The organism is Mesorhizobium sp. BR1-1-3 (genome assembly GCF_020165455.1).
GTDB lineage: Bacteria > Pseudomonadota > Alphaproteobacteria > Rhizobiales > Rhizobiaceae > Mesorhizobium > Mesorhizobium ciceri.
Map to the genome: position 1 here is coordinate 440,416 of NZ_JAIUIC010000001.1, position 17,826 is coordinate 458,241.

At 62.5% G+C, this 17,826-nt stretch carries 18 protein-coding genes; 6 read left to right on the forward strand and 12 right to left on the reverse strand.

The window, feature by feature from the left end; genetic code table 11:
• Window positions 1-291: 291 nt before the first annotated feature.
• Window positions 292-1,389, reverse strand: a complete 1,098-nt coding sequence (gene recA / locus LB559_RS02225; RefSeq protein WP_013532151.1) for a recombinase RecA — start codon at window positions 1,387-1,389, stop codon at window positions 292-294.
• Between the two features lie 280 nt (window positions 1,390-1,669).
• On the opposite strand from recA, the gene LB559_RS02230 reads away from it, so the two are divergent.
• A complete protein-coding gene (locus LB559_RS02230; RefSeq protein ID WP_224672946.1) occupies window positions 1,670-2,614 on the forward strand; it encodes a carbohydrate kinase family protein in 945 nt (314 codons plus the stop codon).
• A gap of 74 nt (window positions 2,615-2,688) precedes the next feature.
• Complete coding sequence (locus tag LB559_RS02235; RefSeq protein WP_027162377.1) at window positions 2,689-3,606, forward strand: pseudouridine-5'-phosphate glycosidase; 918 nt, start codon at window positions 2,689-2,691, stop codon at window positions 3,604-3,606.
• Between the two features lie 66 nt (window positions 3,607-3,672).
• Here LB559_RS02235 and LB559_RS02240 read toward each other — a convergent pair whose 3' ends face one another.
• Complete coding sequence (locus LB559_RS02240; RefSeq protein WP_224672947.1) at window positions 3,673-3,996, reverse strand: TfoX/Sxy family protein; 324 nt, start codon at window positions 3,994-3,996, stop codon at window positions 3,673-3,675.
• Window positions 3,997-4,086: 90 nt separating this feature from the next.
• On the opposite strand from LB559_RS02240, the gene LB559_RS02245 reads away from it, so the two are divergent.
• Window positions 4,087-4,584, forward strand: a complete 498-nt coding sequence (locus LB559_RS02245) for a GFA family protein (protein WP_024504571.1) — start codon at window positions 4,087-4,089, stop codon at window positions 4,582-4,584.
• A gap of 184 nt (window positions 4,585-4,768) precedes the next feature.
• Here LB559_RS02245 and sufA read toward each other — a convergent pair whose 3' ends face one another.
• The 8 genes from sufA to LB559_RS02285 form a co-directional block, all read right to left on the reverse strand.
• Window positions 4,769-5,149: a Fe-S cluster assembly scaffold SufA gene (sufA, locus tag LB559_RS02250; RefSeq protein ID WP_224672948.1), complete on the reverse strand. Its 381-nt coding sequence runs from the start codon at window positions 5,147-5,149 to the stop codon at window positions 4,769-4,771.
• Window positions 5,150-5,252: 103 nt separating this feature from the next.
• Window positions 5,253-5,645 (reverse strand): SUF system Fe-S cluster assembly protein, encoded by a 393-nt coding sequence (locus tag LB559_RS02255; protein ID WP_013532157.1) that lies wholly within the window; start codon window positions 5,643-5,645, stop codon window positions 5,253-5,255.
• Window positions 5,646-5,666: 21 nt separating this feature from the next.
• A complete protein-coding gene (locus tag LB559_RS02260) occupies window positions 5,667-6,911 on the reverse strand; it encodes a cysteine desulfurase (protein ID WP_224672949.1) in 1,245 nt (414 codons plus the stop codon).
• Window positions 6,912-6,915: 4 nt separating this feature from the next.
• Complete coding sequence (sufD, locus tag LB559_RS02265) at window positions 6,916-8,184, reverse strand: Fe-S cluster assembly protein SufD (protein ID WP_127384847.1); 1,269 nt, start codon at window positions 8,182-8,184, stop codon at window positions 6,916-6,918.
• Window positions 8,185-8,203: 19 nt separating this feature from the next.
• Window positions 8,204-8,959, reverse strand: coding sequence for a Fe-S cluster assembly ATPase SufC (sufC, locus tag LB559_RS02270; protein ID WP_023810312.1), 756 nt, complete (start codon window positions 8,957-8,959; stop codon window positions 8,204-8,206).
• Window positions 8,952-9,242, reverse strand: a complete 291-nt coding sequence (locus LB559_RS02275; protein ID WP_127395584.1) for a hypothetical protein — start codon at window positions 9,240-9,242, stop codon at window positions 8,952-8,954. The genes sufC and LB559_RS02275 overlap by 8 nt, the downstream gene beginning before the upstream one ends.
• A gap of 4 nt (window positions 9,243-9,246) precedes the next feature.
• The gene (sufB, locus tag LB559_RS02280; protein WP_013532161.1) at window positions 9,247-10,764 is read right to left on the reverse strand and encodes a Fe-S cluster assembly protein SufB; all 1,518 of its coding nucleotides are present in this window, start codon (window positions 10,762-10,764) and stop codon (window positions 9,247-9,249) included.
• 243 nt (window positions 10,765-11,007) lie between these two features.
• Window positions 11,008-12,171 carry a cysteine desulfurase family protein gene (locus LB559_RS02285; RefSeq protein ID WP_224672950.1) on the reverse strand — a complete coding sequence of 388 codons (1,164 nt, stop codon included), beginning with the start codon at window positions 12,169-12,171 and terminating at the stop codon, window positions 11,008-11,010.
• Between the two features lie 236 nt (window positions 12,172-12,407).
• On the opposite strand from LB559_RS02285, the gene LB559_RS02290 reads away from it, so the two are divergent.
• Together LB559_RS02290 and LB559_RS02295 are read left to right on the forward strand one after the other, a co-directional pair.
• Window positions 12,408-13,082 (forward strand): alpha/beta hydrolase, encoded by a 675-nt coding sequence (locus tag LB559_RS02290; protein WP_013532163.1) that lies wholly within the window; start codon window positions 12,408-12,410, stop codon window positions 13,080-13,082.
• Window positions 13,083-13,103: 21 nt separating this feature from the next.
• Complete coding sequence (locus LB559_RS02295) at window positions 13,104-13,754, forward strand: FMN-binding negative transcriptional regulator (RefSeq protein ID WP_224672951.1); 651 nt, start codon at window positions 13,104-13,106, stop codon at window positions 13,752-13,754.
• Window positions 13,755-13,765: 11 nt separating this feature from the next.
• Here LB559_RS02295 and LB559_RS02300 read toward each other — a convergent pair whose 3' ends face one another.
• Together LB559_RS02300 and LB559_RS02305 are read right to left on the reverse strand one after the other, a co-directional pair.
• On the reverse strand, window positions 13,766-14,596 hold the full coding sequence (locus tag LB559_RS02300; protein WP_024504576.1) for a phosphatase PAP2 family protein: 831 nt from the start codon (window positions 14,594-14,596) through the stop codon (window positions 13,766-13,768).
• Window positions 14,597-14,641: 45 nt separating this feature from the next.
• The gene (locus LB559_RS02305) at window positions 14,642-16,285 is read right to left on the reverse strand and encodes an ArnT family glycosyltransferase (RefSeq protein ID WP_224672952.1); all 1,644 of its coding nucleotides are present in this window, start codon (window positions 16,283-16,285) and stop codon (window positions 14,642-14,644) included.
• A gap of 287 nt (window positions 16,286-16,572) precedes the next feature.
• On the opposite strand from LB559_RS02305, the gene tyrS reads away from it, so the two are divergent.
• Window positions 16,573-17,826 carry a tyrosine--tRNA ligase gene (gene tyrS / locus LB559_RS02310; RefSeq protein WP_224672953.1) on the forward strand — a complete coding sequence of 418 codons (1,254 nt, stop codon included), beginning with the start codon at window positions 16,573-16,575 and terminating at the stop codon, window positions 17,824-17,826.

Genomic DNA, 17,826 nt, shown 5'->3' on the forward strand with positions numbered 1-17,826 from the left:
AATGCTGCCTTTTCGGAAGGGCCGCCGGCAAACCGGCGGAAATGGGCTCTGCGTTTTAGAAGATTAGGACTTGGCCTTTTAGCCGCCGCGCTTCACCCTGTCCAGAAACACGGAATTGGTCCAATCCACGGCCTTTGCCGGCCGTTCGAACCGGCCTGTTTTCGCCGCCGAAACGCAAAACCGCCGGCACTGGGCCGGCGGTTTCAAAACGCATTAACGCGGAACTCGATTACTTAAGCCCGAGATAATAGAATGCGATTATGGCCGAACTCCGGCCGACCTCGCGAGTTGTCACATCGCGCCGGATTCCTCCTCGAACCCGTCGTCGCCACCTTCGGAGCCGCCATTCTCAAGGAACTTTTCGGCGATCAGCCCGGCATTCTGTCGGAGCGCCAGCTCGATCTCGCGTGCGGTGTCGGGATTGTCGCGCAGGAACAGTTTGGCATTCTCGCGGCCTTGGCCGAGACGCTGCGAATTGTAGGAGAACCAGGCGCCCGACTTCTCGACCACGCCGGCCTTGACGCCGAGATCGACCAGTTCGCCGGTCTTGGACACGCCTTCACCATACATGATGTCGAACTCGACCACCTTGAAGGGCGGCGCCAGCTTGTTCTTGACCACCTTGACGCGGGTCTGGTTGCCGACGACTTCGTCGCGGTCCTTGACCGAGCCGATGCGGCGGATGTCGAGGCGCACCGATGCGTAGAATTTCAGTGCGTTGCCGCCGGTCGTCGTCTCGGGCGAACCGAACATGACGCCGATCTTCATGCGAATCTGGTTGATGAAGATGACCATGGTGTTGGAGCGCGAGATCGAGGCGGTCAGCTTGCGCAGCGCCTGGCTCATCAGGCGGGCCTGCAGGCCGGGCAGCGAATCGCCCATCTCGCCTTCGATTTCGGCGCGTGGCGTCAGCGCCGCGACCGAATCGACCACCAGCACGTCGATGGCGCCGGAGCGCACCAGCGTGTCGCAGATTTCCAGCGCCTGCTCACCGGTGTCGGGCTGCGAAATCAGCAAGTTTTCGAGATCGACGCCAAGCTTGCGGGCATAGACCGGGTCAAGCGCGTGCTCGGCATCGACGAAAGCGCAGATGCCGCCCTTCTTCTGGGCTTCGGCCACGGTGTGCAGGGCCAGCGTCGTCTTGCCCGAGCTTTCCGGCCCGTAGATCTCGATGATGCGGCCGCGCGGCAGGCCACCGACGCCAAGCGCGATGTCGAGGCCAAGCGAGCCGGTCGGCACCGTTTCGATCTCGACGACCTGCTCGTTGGCGCCGAGCCGCATGATCGAGCCCTTGCCGAAAGCCCGCTCGATCTGCGACAGCGCCGCATCCAGAGCCTTTGATTTGTCCACTGCCTTGTCCTCTACCAGCCGCAAAGAATTCTGAGCCATGATACATCACCCCTTGGTCGTCAATGAAGGCCGGACAATCCGTAATCCCTGCCTATTTGTACCTTTTTTGTTCTCATTTGGCAAGAGGGACCAAATAACTGAAAAACAAGCAATATCCGGATTTGTTCTTTTTTTGTCCAAGGATTCGATCAGGAATGCACCGCACGTTGGGCCAGACGGCTCGGTTGTTTCGACCTGCCGAATCGCCGCCTTGCATGCGAAGCTCGGTCGCACAGCCTAGCGCTTGTGCGGCTGGAATAACAAAGGTCATATCGCCGGCATGCTGAAATCCGCGAAAATACTGGCCGTAGGCGGCGCCCATATCGACCGGCGCGGCCAGGTGTCCGGCGCCTACGTGCCCGCCGCCTCCAATCCGGGCACGATGCGCGAGGATGTCGGCGGCGGCGTCTTCAACGCCTTGCGCAGTGCCGTGCGGCGCGGCGTCTCCGCGTCGCTGATGTCGGTTCGCGGCGGCGATCCCGCTGCCGACACCGTTTCGCGAGCCATCGCCGAGGCAGGCATTGCCGACCTGTCGGCGGTCTTCCTCGACCGCACGACGCCGAGCTACACGGCGCTGATCGACAGCGAAGGCGAACTGATCGTCGGCTTTGCCGACATGGCGCTCTACGACCTGGCGTTTCCCAAGCAGATCAGGCGCTCCAAGGTGCGGGAGGTGATCGCTGCCGCAGATGCCGTCTTCTGCGACGCCAACCTGCCGACGACGGCGCTGGAGCGGCTGGTCGCGCTCGCCGCGGGCAAGCCGGTTTTCGCGATTGCCATTTCGCCGGCCAAGGTGGTGCGGTTGCTACCGGTGCTGAAGGAGCTTTCGCTGGTCTTCATGAACCGGCGCGAGGCCATGGCGCTGGCCGGCGTCGCCGCGAATGCCACGAAGCGCGAGGTCGTCGACGGGTTGCGATGCAGCGGCCTCGTCAGCGGCGTGGTGACGGCAGGCGGCGGGCCCATGCTGGGCTTCGATGAAGCCGGCGCCTTCTCTATCCTGCCGCCGCCACCAAGAAAGGTCGCCGACGTCACCGGCGCCGGCGATGCGCTGGCGGGCGCAACGGTCGCTGCCTTGCTGCGCGGACTGCCGCTGCGGGCAGCTCTGCGCGAAGGCATTGCCGGGGCGACGCTTGCCATCGAAAGCGCCGCCGCCGTTCCGGAGTTCACCGCGGCGAGCTTCGCGGAAGCGTTGGCTCTTGTGCCGGATGCCAGGGAAGTGGCATGAGACCGGCGAATTCATAGTGCCGCGATGTTGCCGAGCGTCCGACGGACGCGCCGCATTCCGGATAGGAGACCTTGATGACCCCTGAGACCGCCCGCCCCTTCATCGACATCCACGCGCCGGTGGCGCAGGCCCTGGCCGACGGCCGGCCGGTGGTGGCGCTGGAAAGCACCATCATCACCCATGGCATGCCCTACCCCGACAATGGCGCCATGGCGGCTGATGTCGAAAAGATCATCAGCGATGGCGGCGCCGTGCCGGCGACGATCGCCGTGGTTGGCGGCCGCATCAAGATCGGGCTTTCGGACGGCGAGCGCGAATCGCTGGCGATGACGGGCGACGCCATGAAACTGTCGCGCGCCGATCTCGGTTTTGCCGTGGCGCAAGGGCGCACCGGCGGCACCACGGTCGCCGCCACGATGATCGCGGCGCATATGGTCGGCATAAAAGTGTTCGCCACCGGCGGTATCGGCGGCGTGCACAAGGGCGCCGAAAAGAGCTTTGACATTTCCGCCGATCTCGACGAGCTGGCGCGCACCCCGGTGATTGTCGTCTCGGCCGGCGCCAAGGCCATCCTCGACATCGAAAAGACGCTGGAAGTGCTGGAGACGCGCGGCGTGCCGGTGATCGGCCATGGCTGCGAGACGATGCCGGCCTTCTGGTCCAGGCAATCGCCGTTCCGCGCGCCGCTGACCTTGCACGAGCCGGAAGAGATCGCGCATTTCTACCAGACGCGGGCGGCACTAGGGCTCGCCGGCGGCATGCTGATTGCCAATCCTGTGCCGGAAAACCAGGAAATCCCGGCTGAAGAGATGACGGGCTATATCGAGGCCGCGCAGAAGGCCGCCGAAGCGCTCAACGTGACCGGCAAGGCGGTGACGCCGTTCCTGCTGGGAAAAATCCTCGAACTGACCGGCGGCAGGAGCCTCAAGACCAACATCGCGCTGGTGGAAAACAATGCACGGCTGGCGGCGAGGATAGCCAGGGCATTGTAGGGCACGGCCTCCAAGGTCGGCGGGACAGAGGGGGGTGCTGTCCCTCCGCTGTGCCAAAGTTGGCATTCACTTCCCCGCCCTTCGCCCCGCCTCATAGGCCCGGCGTGCCCAGGCCGTCATCTCGTCGGGATCATCGAAAGCGCTGTCGGGAACGCTCCAATAGGGCATGGCGACCAGCTTGCCGTGGCGCGAGCCGGTATAGGTCCATTGCGTGCAGCCGGCGGCCTCGAACTCGGGGGCGCTTTGCTCGTCGGCCTTCAACAGCAATTCGCTGCGCAGCACGATGGCGACGATGACGCCGTCGAAATAGATGCCCTTGCCGCCGAACAGTTTGCGGATGCTGACCGGGCCTAGGCCCTCGAACAGTTCGGCGATGCGTTCATTGTCCATGCCGAGATCATGTCACCGGCATCTGGCCTTGTCATCGCCGCAACCAAAATCATGCTGACAGGTTGAGAGAGGTATCGGAGTTTTCCCGCCATGCCGCTTCTGCTGAAAGGGTCCTGCCGCTGCAATGCCGTGCGTTTCGAGGTGGAGAGCCACACGCCGGCGCCATTCATGCTGTGCTACTGCTCGATCTGCCGCAAGCAGCAGGGCGGCGGCGGGTTTGCCATCAATCTCGGTGCCGACAACGAGACACTGAACATCAGGGGCAAGCGCAGCCTCGGCGTCTTTCGGGCGGAGATCGAGGACGACGAGCATCCGCATTGCGAAATCTCAACCGGCGAGCGCAATTTCTGCAAGAAATGCGGCTCAGCCCTTTGGCTCTACGATCCGACATGGCCGGAACTGGTGCACCCCTTCGCCTCAGCGATCGACAGCGATTTACCCATTCCGCCGAGCCGAGTGCACCTGATGCTGAAATACAAAGCGAACTGGGTGGAGCCGGTGGTTGGCAAGCACGACAAGGTCTTCGACGTCTATCCCGAGGAATCGATCGCCGATTGGCACAAGCGGACGGGCATGTGGGTGGAGTGAGTTTCTTCGCCCCGTTTACGGGGAGGTGAGGAGTGATCCGCGCAGCGAACGAAAAGCCAATTGCTTGGATTTTCTAACGACGTACGCCGGCAGGCTGGGCGGAGCTAACTCTGGAAAGGCTGGCGCTGCCCCTCATCCGTCACTTCGTGACACTTTCTCCGCGTAAACGGGGCGAAGGAAAAAATCAAGCCGAAGCGCGGGCCTCTGCCAGCGCCTTCAGGTCGGCCGGCTTCAATTCGACGGATTCGCCGCAGCCGCAGGCCGAACTCTGGTTCGGGTTGTGGAAGGTGAAGCCGGTGCGCAGCGTCGTCTGCTCGAAATCCATCTCGGTGCCGAACAGGAAAAGGGCTGCTTCCGGCGCGACATAGACATGGGCGCCGTCGCGCTCGATATGGTCGTCCTTGGTGTTGGGCTCGCTCACCAGATCGACCGTATATTCCATGCCGGCGCAGCCGCCCTTCTTGATGCCGAGGCGGATGCCATGCGCGTTGCCGCGGGTGGCGACGATCTCGCGCACCCGGTCGGCGGCCTTTTCGGTCATGGTGATGACGGCGAAGCGTCCCATTCTTTTTCCTTCCATTCCATGCAGGTTCAAGGCCTGCCGAATGATTCCTCACCTAAAATGGTGAAGTTTTATCCATGGCGCAAGTGCACCAGCCTCTGTCGGGCTAGTACCAACCCACCGCCACCTGCGCCTCTTCCGACATGCGGTCGGCCGACCAGGGCGGGTCGAAGGTCATGTTGACCTCGACGCCGGACACGCCTTCGACGGCGCCGACGGCATTTTCGACCCAGCCGGGCATTTCGCCGGCGACAGGGCAGCCGGGAGCGGTCAGCGTCATGTCGATCTTGACCGAGCGATTGTCCTCGATGTCGATCTTGTAGATGAGGCCGAGCTCGTAGATATCGGCCGGGATTTCCGGATCGTAGACCGTCTTCAGCGCCGATACGATGTCGTCGGTCAACCGCGCCAGTTCGTCGGCTGGAATGGCCGATCCCGAAACCAGCGCATTGGGCGCGGTTTCCGGAGTGGTCTCGGCAGCGATGCTTGCATCATCCATGGTCGTCACCCAAAAAAATCGTCATCCGAAGAATTTGCGCGCTTTTTCAAGCGCCTCGGCCAAAGCGTCGACTTCGGCCCTGGTATTATACATGCCGAACGATGCCCTGCATGTGGAGGTTACACCAAAACGTTTCAACAGCGGCTGGGCGCAATGGGTGCCCGCGCGGACAGCAACGCCCTGCCTGTCTATCACCATCGACACGTCGTGCGCATGAATGCCTTGCAGTTCGAACGAGATGATGGCTCCCTTGCCGGGAGCATCGCCGAAGATGCGCAGCGAATTGATGGCGCGTAGCCGCTCATGCGCATAAGTCTTGAGGTCTTCCTCATGCGCGGCGATGCGCTCGCGGCCGATCGTTTCCATATAGTCGAGCGCGGCACCCAGTCCGATCGCCTGCACGATCGGCGGCGTGCCGGCTTCGAAACGATGCGGCGGCTCGTTGTAGGTGACGATGTCTTCCGTCACCTCCTCGATCATCTCGCCACCGCCCATGAAGGGGCGCATGCCCTGGAGAATGTCCTTCTTGCCGTAGAGCACGCCGATGCCCGAAGGGCCATAAACCTTGTGCCCGGTGAAGACGAAGAAGTCGCAGTCGAGATCCTGCACATCGATCGGCATATGCACGGCGCTCTGGCTGCCGTCGACGAGGACGGGAATTCCGCGCGAATGCGCGATGCGCACGATCTCCTTGATCGGCGTCACCGTGCCCAGTGCATTCGACATCTGCGTGATGGCAACGAGCTTGGTGCGATCGGTCAGCCGCCTCTCGAATTCCTCGATGTGGAAGACGCCGAGATCGTCGACCGGCACCCAGACCAGCTTGGCGCCCTGCCGCTCGCGGATGAAATGCCAGGGAACGATGTTGGAGTGGTGCTCCATGATCGACAGCACGATCTCGTCGCCCTCGCCGATGTTGGGCATGCCATAGCCGTAGGCGACCGTGTTGATGGCCGAGGTCGTGTTCGAGGTGAAGACGATGTTGTCGGTGCTTGGCGCATTGAGGAAGCGGCGCACCGTTTCTCGCGCCTTTTCATAAGCGTCGGTCGCGGCGTTCGAGAGGAAGTGCAGGCCACGATGGACGTTGGCGTATTCCTGGCTGTAGGCGTGCTGGACGGCGTCGAGCACCACCTGCGGCTTCTGTGCCGAGGCGCCATTGTCGAGATAGACCAGCTTCTTGCCATAGACTTCCCGCGACAGGATCGGGAAATCGCGGCGGATCGCTTCGACGTCGTAGAAATCTCCGATCTTGCCCGGTGCGTTCATCAGGTCACCCGTGTGCCACGAACCAGCCGTCGAGCCGCGCTTCCAGCGCTTCGACGATCGCCTCGTCGTCCAGTTCCTCGATCACCTCGGCGACGAAGGCCTTCACGAGCAGCCCCCGCGCGCTTTTCTCGTCGACGCCGCGCGCCATCAGGTAGAACAGATGATCGTGGTCGATCTCGGTGACCGTCGCGCCATGGCCGCAAATCACGTCGTCGGCGAAGATTTCCAGCTCCGGCTTGGTCGAGAATTCGCCGTCGTCCGACAGCAACAGCGTGTTGCAAGCCATCTTGGCGTTGGTCTTCTGCGCATATTGATGGACGTTGATGCGGCCCTGAAACACGCCGCGCGCCTTGCCCGTCACCACGTTGCGGATGATCTCCGTCGAGGTCGTGTGCGGCACGGCGTGGTCGAGAACCATGGTCACGTCGGTATGGGTGTCGCCGGCCAAGAGGTTGATGCCGCGCAGCTTGAAATCGGCGCCTTCGCCAGTCGTCCTGACCATGATCTCCTGGCGCACGAGCTTGCCGCCGGCGTTCATGACGAACAACGTCAGCTTGGCATTCTTGCCGATATGGGCCTTGAACTGGGCCAGATGCGTCGCCGTTTCCGGCTGTTCCTGGACAATCAGCCACGTCACCTCGGCGCCTTCGCCGAGCACGAGCTGGCTGACCGAGCTGCCCAGGGCAGCGCCGTCACCTGTCTGCCGTTCGACGATGACGGCCTTGGCGCCGGCGCCGACACGCACTGGCAGGCGCACATGGGTCTGGCCGCCGGCCTGCAGGTTCTGCAGCTCGACCGGCTTTTCGAGTTCCACGCCATCGGCGATGTCGACAAAATATCCGTCGGCGACGAAAGCCGTGTTCAGCGCGCCGATGGCGTCGTCGCTGCCATAGGGGTCGAGCCCAGGTGCTGCGCTGCCGTCGACCAGCTTTTCCGACAGGCGCTGGAAAGAGACGCCTTCAAGAACCGGCGCTTTGGCGTCGGACTTGCCGTTCAGGATCGACACCACGGTGGAACCGTCGACGATCGGCGCAATGACTTTGGCCAAGGCGGCCGGGTCGAAGTCCGGCACGGTATTCAGCAACCGGCGCAGGTCGGTATAGTGCCAGGATTCGACGCGCCGCGTCGGCAGGCCGTGCTTGATCGTCTCGATGGCGTCGTCGCGCTTCAGCATCACCGCGCCGTCGCCGGGCAGCAGCGACAACCGGTCGCCGAACGCGTCGATCAACGCTGTCTCGGCCGGTGTCCGCTGCGGTTGTGCGTGCATGTTCATCGGTATTACCTCTGGCATCTCACGCTGCTTCGCCGATCACGCCGGCATAGCCATTGGCTTCCAGGTCGAGCGCTAGCGACTTGTCGCCTGACTTGATGACCTGCCCCTTGTAGAGCACATGCACGGTGTCGGGCACGATGTGCTCAAGCAGGCGCTGGTAATGGGTGATGACCAGGAACGCCCGGTCCGGCGCGCGCAGCGCGTTGACGCCATCGGACACGATCTTCAGCGCATCGATGTCGAGCCCGGAATCGGTTTCGTCGAGCACGCACAATTTCGGCTCCAGCAGCTTCATCTGCAGGATCTCTGCCCGCTTCTTCTCGCCACCGGAAAAGCCGACATTAAGCGGCCGCTTCAGCATCGCCATGTCCATGCTGAGCGAGGCGGCGGCTTCCTTCACGCGCTTCAAAAATTCCGGGATCTTCAGCGGCTCCTCGCCACGCGCCTTGCGTTGCTCGTTCATCGCCACCTTCAGGAATTCCATGGTGGCGACGCCCGGTATCTCCATCGGATACTGGAAGGCGAGGAAAATGCCTGACGTGGCGCGCTCGGCCGGATCCATTTCGAGGATCGACTGGCCGTTGTAGAGGATGTCGCCTTCGGTCACCTCATAGTCCTCGCGGCCGGCGAGGATGTAGGACAGCGTCGATTTGCCCGAGCCGTTCGGCCCCATGATCGCGGCGACCTCGCCGGCTTTCACCGTCAGGTTCAAGCCGCGGATGATTTCGGTGCCGTCATCGACGATGCGAGCGTGCAGGTTTCTGATTTCAAGCATTCTTTTCTACTTTCGTGTTCTTGGTGTTCTCGACGCTCTGCCCTTGACGGGATCCCCTTGGAGACAAGCGCGCTAGTTTGCCCGCAACGAACATCCAGCCAAAAAACCCAGCCGCGCCTAGGCCCGCAATCGAACCACCAATATTCTTCACCGAACTCAAGCCAAACATTGCGCCAATTAGAGCCACCACGGCACCTCCAATAGCCAGCGTCAGCAAGAGCACCAGAACGACGACTATCAAGCTCTCGATTCGCGCGAAGAACTTCCAGGAGCGCCGTTCCATCTAATCAACCCACCGAACCTTCCAGCGAGATCCCAATAAGCTTCTGCGCCTCGACGGCGAATTCCATCGGCAGTTGCTGGATGACGTCCTTGACGAAGCCGTTGACGATCAGCGCGATCGCCTCCTCTTCAGGGATACCGCGCTGCATGACGTAGAACTTTTGGTCCTCGGAAATCTTCGACGTCGTCGCTTCGTGCTCGAACTGCGCCGTCGAATTCTTGGCTTCCATGTAGGGCACGGTGTGCGCGCCGCACTGGTCGCCGATCAGCAGGGAATCGCAGTTGGTGAAGTTGCGGGCGTTGGTCGCCTTGCGGTGCGCCGAGACCTGGCCGCGATAGGTGTTCTGCGAGAAGCCGGCGGCGATGCCCTTGGAGATGATGCGGCTCGACGTGTTCTTGCCGAGGTGGATCATCTTGGTGCCGCTGTCGACCTGCTGATAACCGTTCGAGACAGCGATCGAATAGAACTCGCCCGAGGAATCGTCGCCGCGCAGGATGCAGCTCGGATATTTCCAGGTGATCGCCGAGCCGGTCTCGACCTGCGTCCACGAGATCTTCGAGCGATCGCCACGGCAGTCGCCGCGCTTGGTGACGAAATTGTAGATGCCACCCTTGCCCTCGGCGTCGCCGGGATACCAGTTCTGCACCGTCGAATATTTGATCTCGGCATCGTCGAGCGCCACCAGTTCGACGACGGCGGCATGCAGCTGGTTCTCATCGCGCTGCGGCGCCGTGCAGCCTTCGAGATAGGAGACGTAAGCCCCCTCCTCGGCGATGATCAGCGTGCGCTCGAACTGGCCGGTGTTCTTCTCGTTCATGCGGAAATAGGTCGACAGCTCCATCGGGCAGCGCACGCCCTTGGGCACGAAGACGAACGAGCCGTCGGTGAACACGGCGGAATTCAGCGTCGCGTAATAATTATCGGAGGTCGGCACAACCGAGCCGAGATATTTCTTCACCAGCTCCGGATGTTCGCGGATGGCTTCCGAGATCGAGCAGAAGATGACGCCGGCCTGCGCCAGCTCCTTCTTGAAGGTGGTGACGACGGAAACGGAATCGAACACGGCGTCGACGGCGACGCGGCCCGATTTGTAGACATTGTCGCTGACTTCCTCGAGTTCCGAGGCGTCGGTCTTCTGCACCCCGGCGAGGATTTCCTGCTCGCGCAGCGGAATACCCAGCTTCTCGTAGACCTTCAAGAGTTCGGGATCGACATCGCTGAGCGAGGTCGGGCCGGGCGTGCTCTTGGGCGCCGCGTAGAAGTAGATGTCCTGGAAATCGATCTTGGGATAGTGGACGCGCGCCCAGGTCGGCTCGTCAAGCGTCAGCCAACGGCGATAGGCTTCCAGACGCCATTCCAGCATCCAGGAGGGTTCGTCCTTCTTGGCCGAAATGAAACGGATAATGTCTTCGCTGAGGCCTTTGGGGGCCTTATCCATCGCGATTTCGGTCTGGAATCCATATTTGTATTGGTCGACGTCGATCTTTCGGACCCGATCGATCGTGTCCTGCACAGCAGGCATATGCGTTCTCCATCCACGCCGGGGTCAAGGCCCGACAGTTTTCAAACTATGGCACCGCCAAAACGAACCCCAAAAAAGGCGCTTGCGGCAGCGTAAGTTTCATATAGTGCGCTTCGACCGGAAATTCACCCGGCCAGCATGAAACGCACGGCTCTACCAGGCCGAATGGCCCAAATCATTTTCGTCAAGCATCGGATTTTCCCGAAAACCGCTACGCGCTTTTCGGTCCGATGCCCCAACCGCTCACGCGGCTTTTTCTCTATCCGCCCGACGCGCGGCGATTCCCGTCAGCGCAACGCGAAACAACTCGATGTCTTCCGCGCCCGTCGCCGGACCGATCGACACGCGCAAGGCGCCAAGGCTGTCACCGTATCCCATGGCTTTCAGCACATGGCTCGGTCCGACCTTGCCCGACGAACAGGCAGAGCCGGCCGACAGCGCTACACCGGCCAGGTCGAAGGCGATCTGCGCGGTTTCGGCTTTGACGCCCGCAATAGCGAAGAATGCCGTATTGGCAAGCCTTGGCGCACCGGTTCCGAAGATTTCCGCGTCCGGTACCAGCGTTTTCACGATGGCCTCGATCTCGTCGCGGCGCCGGCGCACCGCATCTATGGCCGGCAACCCGGCCAGGGCTTCGCGTGCGGCGGCGCCAAAGCCGGCAATGGCCGCGAGGTTTTCGGTGCCGCCGCGATGGCCCTTTTCCTGGCCACCGCCATTGATCAGAGGCTTCGGCATCATCAGGTCGGAAGCGGCGACGATGGCGCCAACGCCCTTGGGGCCGCCGATCTTATGCGAGGACAGAATCAGGTAATCGGCGTAACCCGCTGACATATCGATCGAAACACGCCCCGCCGCCTGAACCGCGTCGACGACGAGGACGCCGCCCGCAGCCTTGACGATCCCAGCGATGCGATCGATCGGCTGGATGACGCCGGTCTCGTTGTTGGCGGCGTGGATGGCAACCAGCGGCAGGCCTTCGCTCTTGTCATGACCACTGAGCGCTGCCGCCAAAGCGTCGAGATCGGCGATACCGTTGGCGTCGACGCCGATCCGGTTTACCTGCACTGCCGGGAAATGTCCGCCGTTCAACAGGCAGGGATGATCGGCCTCCGACACGTAAAGCCGGCTCATGCGCACTGTGCCGCGCCCCATCTGCCAGTCGGGTGACAGCAGCGTCGAGGCTGCTTCCGTGGCACCGGAGGTGAACACGACGTGCTCGGGCTTGGCGTTGACGAGCGCCGCCACGTCACGCCTTGCGGTCTCGATCAGACGGCGGGCCGCCCGCCCCTCGGCGTGAACCGATGACGGATTGGCGGCGACATCGAGCGCCGCGACCATAGCTTCGCGGGCCGCGGCAAGCAGCGGCGCACTGGCATTGTAGTCGAGATAGGCGCGTTTTGCGGCCATTTTCGTCCGTCAAGTCCCGTCAGAAGCCATTCCGCCGTCGTATGGCGTTATTTCCTTGAAATTCCAAGGCGAGCCGTCCTATTTACGCGGCTTGCGGCGCGGGTGGCCGGGCTCGATGTCTTGCCACTCAGTTTTGAACAATTCTAAACTAGCTTCTAAGAAGACGCTCGCCCTGCGTCAAGGCCAGAGGAAACGTTCCAGGCACCGCGCATTCGTATTACCTAGTGGAGTATTTTATGCCTGAGGTCATTTTCACCGGTCCTGCCGGCCGCCTGGAGGGTCGCTACCAGCCTTCCAAGGAAAAGAGCGCGCCGATTGCCATCGTCCTGCACCCGCACCCGCAATTCGGCGGCACGATGAACAACAAGATCGTCTACGACCTCTTCTACATGTTCCAGAAGCGGGATTTCACCACGCTTCGCTTCAATTTCCGCGGCATCGGCCGCAGCCAGGGCGAGTTCGACCACGGCACCGGCGAGTTGTCGGATGCCGCCGCGGCGCTGGATTGGGTGCAGTCGCTGCATCCCGATTCCAAGAGCTGCTGGGTCGCCGGCTACTCGTTCGGATCCTGGATCGGCATGCAGCTTCTGATGCGCCGGCCCGAGATCGAAGGCTTCATCTCGATCGCCCCGCAGCCCAACACCTATGATTTCTCGTTCCTGGCGCCCTGCCCCTCATCGGGCCTGATCATCCATGGCGATGCCGACAAGGTGGCGCCGCCAAAGGATGTGCAGGGCCTGGTCGACAAGCTGCACACGCAGAAGGGCATCACCATCACCCAAAAGACGTTGCCCGGCGCCAACCATTTCTTCTCCAACGATGCCGACCTGCTGCTCGAGGAATGCGCCGACTATCTCGACCGCCGGCTGGCCGGCGAATTGTCGGATCCGCGGCCGAAGCGGCTGAGATAAGCAAAGAAAGCAGGGACGGCGATGTACGAACCTCCTCATTTCAGGGAAACGCGGCCGGAAATCCTGCACGGGCTGATCCGGACGCATCCGCTGGGCCTGTTGATTTCCAGCGGACCCGATGGGCCGGTCGCCAACGCCATCCCGTTCCTGCTCGACGCGGAAATCGGGCCGAACGGCAGGCTGCGCGCCCATTTGGCGCGGGCCAACCCGCAATGGCGCCTGTTGGCCGACAATCCGGCGTCAACCGTACTGATCGTCTTCCAGGGCAGCGATGCCTATGTGACGCCGTCCTGGTACGAGACCAAGCGCGAGACCGGCAAGGTGGTGCCGACCTGGAATTATGCCATCGTGCAGGTTCGCGGCACCGTCAAGGTGATGGATGATCAGGACTGGCTGGCGCAGCAGATCGCCGATCTGACCGTCTCCCAGGAAGGCGCCCGCGCCGCGCCCTGGGCGGTGACCGATGCGCCGGAGCCCTTCATCCAGTCGCAGATCAAGGGCATTATCGGGCTGGAAATCGAGATCAGCGAAATCCACGGCAAGTGGAAGGTCAGCCAGAACCGGCCGGTCGCCGATCGCGTCGGCGTTGCACAGGGGCTCGAAAGCGAAGACCACCAATCGCCCGGCATGGCCGACCTGGTCAGATCCTATGGCGGACTGGACGGCAACTGAACTTCGAATGCTCAGGCAGTCTTCCTTGTCGGTCCGATCAGCCGAAACGTTCTCTTGCGGACCGGCAGTCCCGACGGCATCGGCCGGAAGATGAAGCCGAGCCGGGCAAAGACCAGCCCGCAGGCAAGCGCGAAACCGCAGCCAAGGCCGAAGCCGGCGACGGTGTCGCTGGGATAGTGCGCGCCAACGAAGATACGGGTCGAGGCGATGCAGGCGGTGATCGCCAGGGCGATGTACCAGCGCCGCGGAAACAACAGCAAAGCGACCCCGAACACCGCGCCCATTGTCGTACCATGGCCGGACGGAAAGCCGGCGAAGCGCGCATCGAAAGCGAAGGGGTGCAGGGTCAGCACGCCAAAGTCCTCGTAATAGAGCGGGCGAGCCCGGCCAATGGCATATTTCAGCACATTGACGGCGATCCCCGACAGGCCGGTGGCGCACAGCACCAGAAAAGCCAGGCAGGTCCAGTTGTAGAGGAGCATCAGCGAGCGCCGCGACAGGCTTCGCCAATCCGTCAGGTTCGCGGCGACAAGCAGAAGCACTGAGGGAATGATATACCAGCCTCCCAGGCCGAACTGGGTGAAAAAGTCGGCAGTCCGGGCAAATCCCGCCGACCACTTGCCGTGAAGCATTCCGGCCGGAGTGTCGAGACGAACAAACGCCGCCGCCGTCAGCAAGACCCAGACCAGCACCCAGACCGACCACAAAATATTCGGGTATCTGGCCGGCCGGGTGGCAAGGCGGCTTTTGGCGATCTGCATCGTATCGCGAAAGTTGTCGAGCGACCGGCGCCCTATGCCAAGGAGCAGGCTCGAAACGGGCGGGCGTGATTTCACCAGCATAGGAAATTCGACCCCATTGTTGCCGTCATGGGCATCGGCGAGCCGTCACTGGCTTACACGATAGAGGCCGAGCGACAGTTTGTCTCCCGACGAATAGTTGAGGCCGTCGACCTCGGCAACGCGGCTCGCCGACTTGCCTTGCGCCTCCAACAGGCCATTCAGCTTCTGCTCGTCGCCGATTTGTGCCAGCGCCAGCGCGCAGGCCGGATCGCCGAGCAGATGCTTGGCGACGCCATCGACATCGGTCAGGACGGTCTTGGTGCCGACCAGGAACACCAGGCTCGGCTCGTGATATTCCGCTGAGGCGAGCACCGTGGTGTCGCAAGGCCTGTTGGCCTGGACTGCCGCCTCGATCGCCGGGCTCAGCCAGATCGGCTTCAGCGAAGGCGCGATGACGCCGAACAACAGCCCATAGGTGATGCCGGCGCAAACCGCAATGGCGCCGATGCGGGAGAGCGGCACTTGCAGCTGTCGCGAAAAGGCGAAATACCCTGCCGCCAGCGCGGTCGCGGCGGCCGGGATGCTCCACCAGGAAAAGGAGCCGGTGAGATAGATCGGCGCTCCGACGCAGACCGCCGCCAGGCCAAGGCTGACCACGGCAAGACCGAATGCGGTCGACCACCACAACCAGTCCTGCCAGCGCCTGAGCGGCGCATTGGCCTCCTGCGGCGACAATGTCAGCAGCCAGCCGATCAGCAGCGCCATGCCGGGATAGGCCGGCAGGACATAGTGCGGCAGCTTGGTCGGGATCAGCTCGAACACCAGCCAGAACGGAATGTACCAGGCGAGGCAGAAACGCAGCCGGGGATCGTCGCGCAGACGGTTGAGGGCCTGCAGCCCGGCGCCGACCGCGATCAGGCCGAACGGCCACATGAACAGGGAATAGGTCAGCATGTAGAAACCGGGCGGCAGGCCATGTGATTCCTCGCCCGAGGCGACCTTGGCCATCATGTCCTTGCCGACGGCATCGCTGAGAAAGGTGCCGCCGCTCTTCCAGGTGATGAGGGCGACCCAGGGCAACACGATGAGCACCACCAAAGCGACACCGCGCACCAGCTTCAGCTTCAGGAGCCAGCGCCAGTCGCGCTCGACGGCAAACAGGGCGGCGACCGTGAGCAACGACAACAGCGGAGCCACCGGCCCCTTGATAAGAATTCCAAGGCCTTGAGCGGCCCAGAAAATCCACGGCAGATGGGCGGCTACCGGTTCGTTGCGGCGCGCTGCCAGATAAATCTGGGCGAGCGCGCCTTGCGCCGCCACGCAGCAGGCCAGCAGCATGGCGTCGGTCTTGGCGTCACGGCCCTCGAAGGCGGTGGCGAAGATCGCCGCCATCATCAGGCCGGCGGCGAGACCGGCGTTGGCCCCGAACAGCTTCGTGCCCGTCCAGGCGATGCCGACAACGGCCAAGGCAATGCCAAGCATGGAGACGAGGCGGTAGACCCAGATCGGCGCCGCCGCCCCCTCGCCGCTCAGCGCCACGGCCGCCGATTGCAGCCAGTAGATGCCGATCGGCTTCTTGTAGCGCGAGGCATCCTGAAAACGGATGTCGACATAGTCGGAGGTTTCGACCATCTGCTTGGTGGCCTGGACAAAACGGGATTCGTCGCGGTCGATGGGTGGAAGGCTCGCCAGTCCGCTGAACGTCATCAGCATGCTGAACAGAAAGAGAAAAAGATAGTTCCTGTTCATCGCGGAGCTTTCCGGATCTGATCTGCGGGATGGCCCCGTCGCGGCGCCTCAGGCCCTGCCCTGCGCGGCGCCTCAATACGCCAGCCCAAACGACGAAGCAAGGATTCGCAAACGCCCTCCGCGCGGGCTGCAAAACCGGAAAGCACTTTTGCTGATCGCTGGACCTTTGTCTGGCGCGATCAGACGCAAAACCGGAAACCACTTTTGCTGATCGCGCTTGGATGCTAAACGCCCGCGTTCATGCACGCCTGAGCCACAGCGGCCGGACGCTTTCGGGAATAGAAAAAATGCCTGCCTTCAAATCGGATTTCCTGCGCACGATGAGCGAGCGCGGTTTCATCCACCAGACTTCGGATGATGCCGGTCTCGACAATATCTTCGCCAAGGAGACCGTGACAGCCTATATCGGCTTCGACGCCACCGCCAAGAGCCTGCACGCCGGCTCGCTGATCCAGATCATGATGCTGCACTGGCTGCAGCAGACCGGTCATCGGCCGATCGCGCTGATGGGCGGCGGCACCTCGATGATCGGCGACCCGTCGTTCAAGGACGAGGCGCGCAAGCTTTTGACCCCGCAGGACATCGAAGACAATCTTGCCGGTATCCGCCGCAATTTCATGCCCTACCTCAAATTCGGTAGCGGTCCCAACGACGCCATCATGGTCAACAACGCCGATTGGCTGATGGAGATCAACTACGTCAATTTCCTGCGCGATGTCGGTCGTCACTTTTCGGTCAACCGCATGCTGGCGTTCGATTCCGTCAAGCTGCGGCTCGATCGCGAGCAGTCGCTGTCGTTCCTCGAATTCAACTACATGATCCTGCAGGCCTATGATTTCGTCGAGCTCTACAAGCGTCTCGGCTGCCGCCTGCAGATGGGCGGCTCCGACCAGTGGGGCAACATCATCAACGGCATCGATCTCGGCCGCCGCATGGAGGACGCGCAGCTCTATGCACTGACCACGCCGCTGCTCACCACCTCGTCGGGCGCCAAGATGGGCAAGTCCGCGTCGGGCGCGGTCTGGCTCGACGCAGAGATGCTGAGCCCCTACGAATTCTGGCAGTACTGGCGCAACACCGAGGATGCCGACGTCGCCCGCTTCCTGAAGCTCTACACGACGCTGCCGCTGGACGAGGTGGCGCGGCTCGAGCGGCTCGGCGGATCCGAGCTCAATGAGGCCAAGAAGATCCTCGCCACCGAGATCACCGCCCTGCTGCACGGCCGCGCGGCCGCCGAGCAAGCCAGCGATACGGCGCGCAAGACGTTCGAGGAAGGCGCGCTCGCGGAGTCGCTGCCGACTGTCGAGGTCGACAAGACAGCGCTCGAAACCGGCGTCGGCATCCTGTCGCTGTTGGTCACCGCCGGACTGGCGGCGTCGAACGGCGAAGCGCGGCGGCATGTGCAGGGCGGCGCCGTGCGCCTGAACGACGAGCCGGTGAGCGACGAGCGCCGGCTGGTGACCCCTCAGGATTTGAGTCCGGAAAACGTCGTAAAGCTTTCCTTGGGAAAGAAAAAACACATTCTGATACGGCCGATTTGA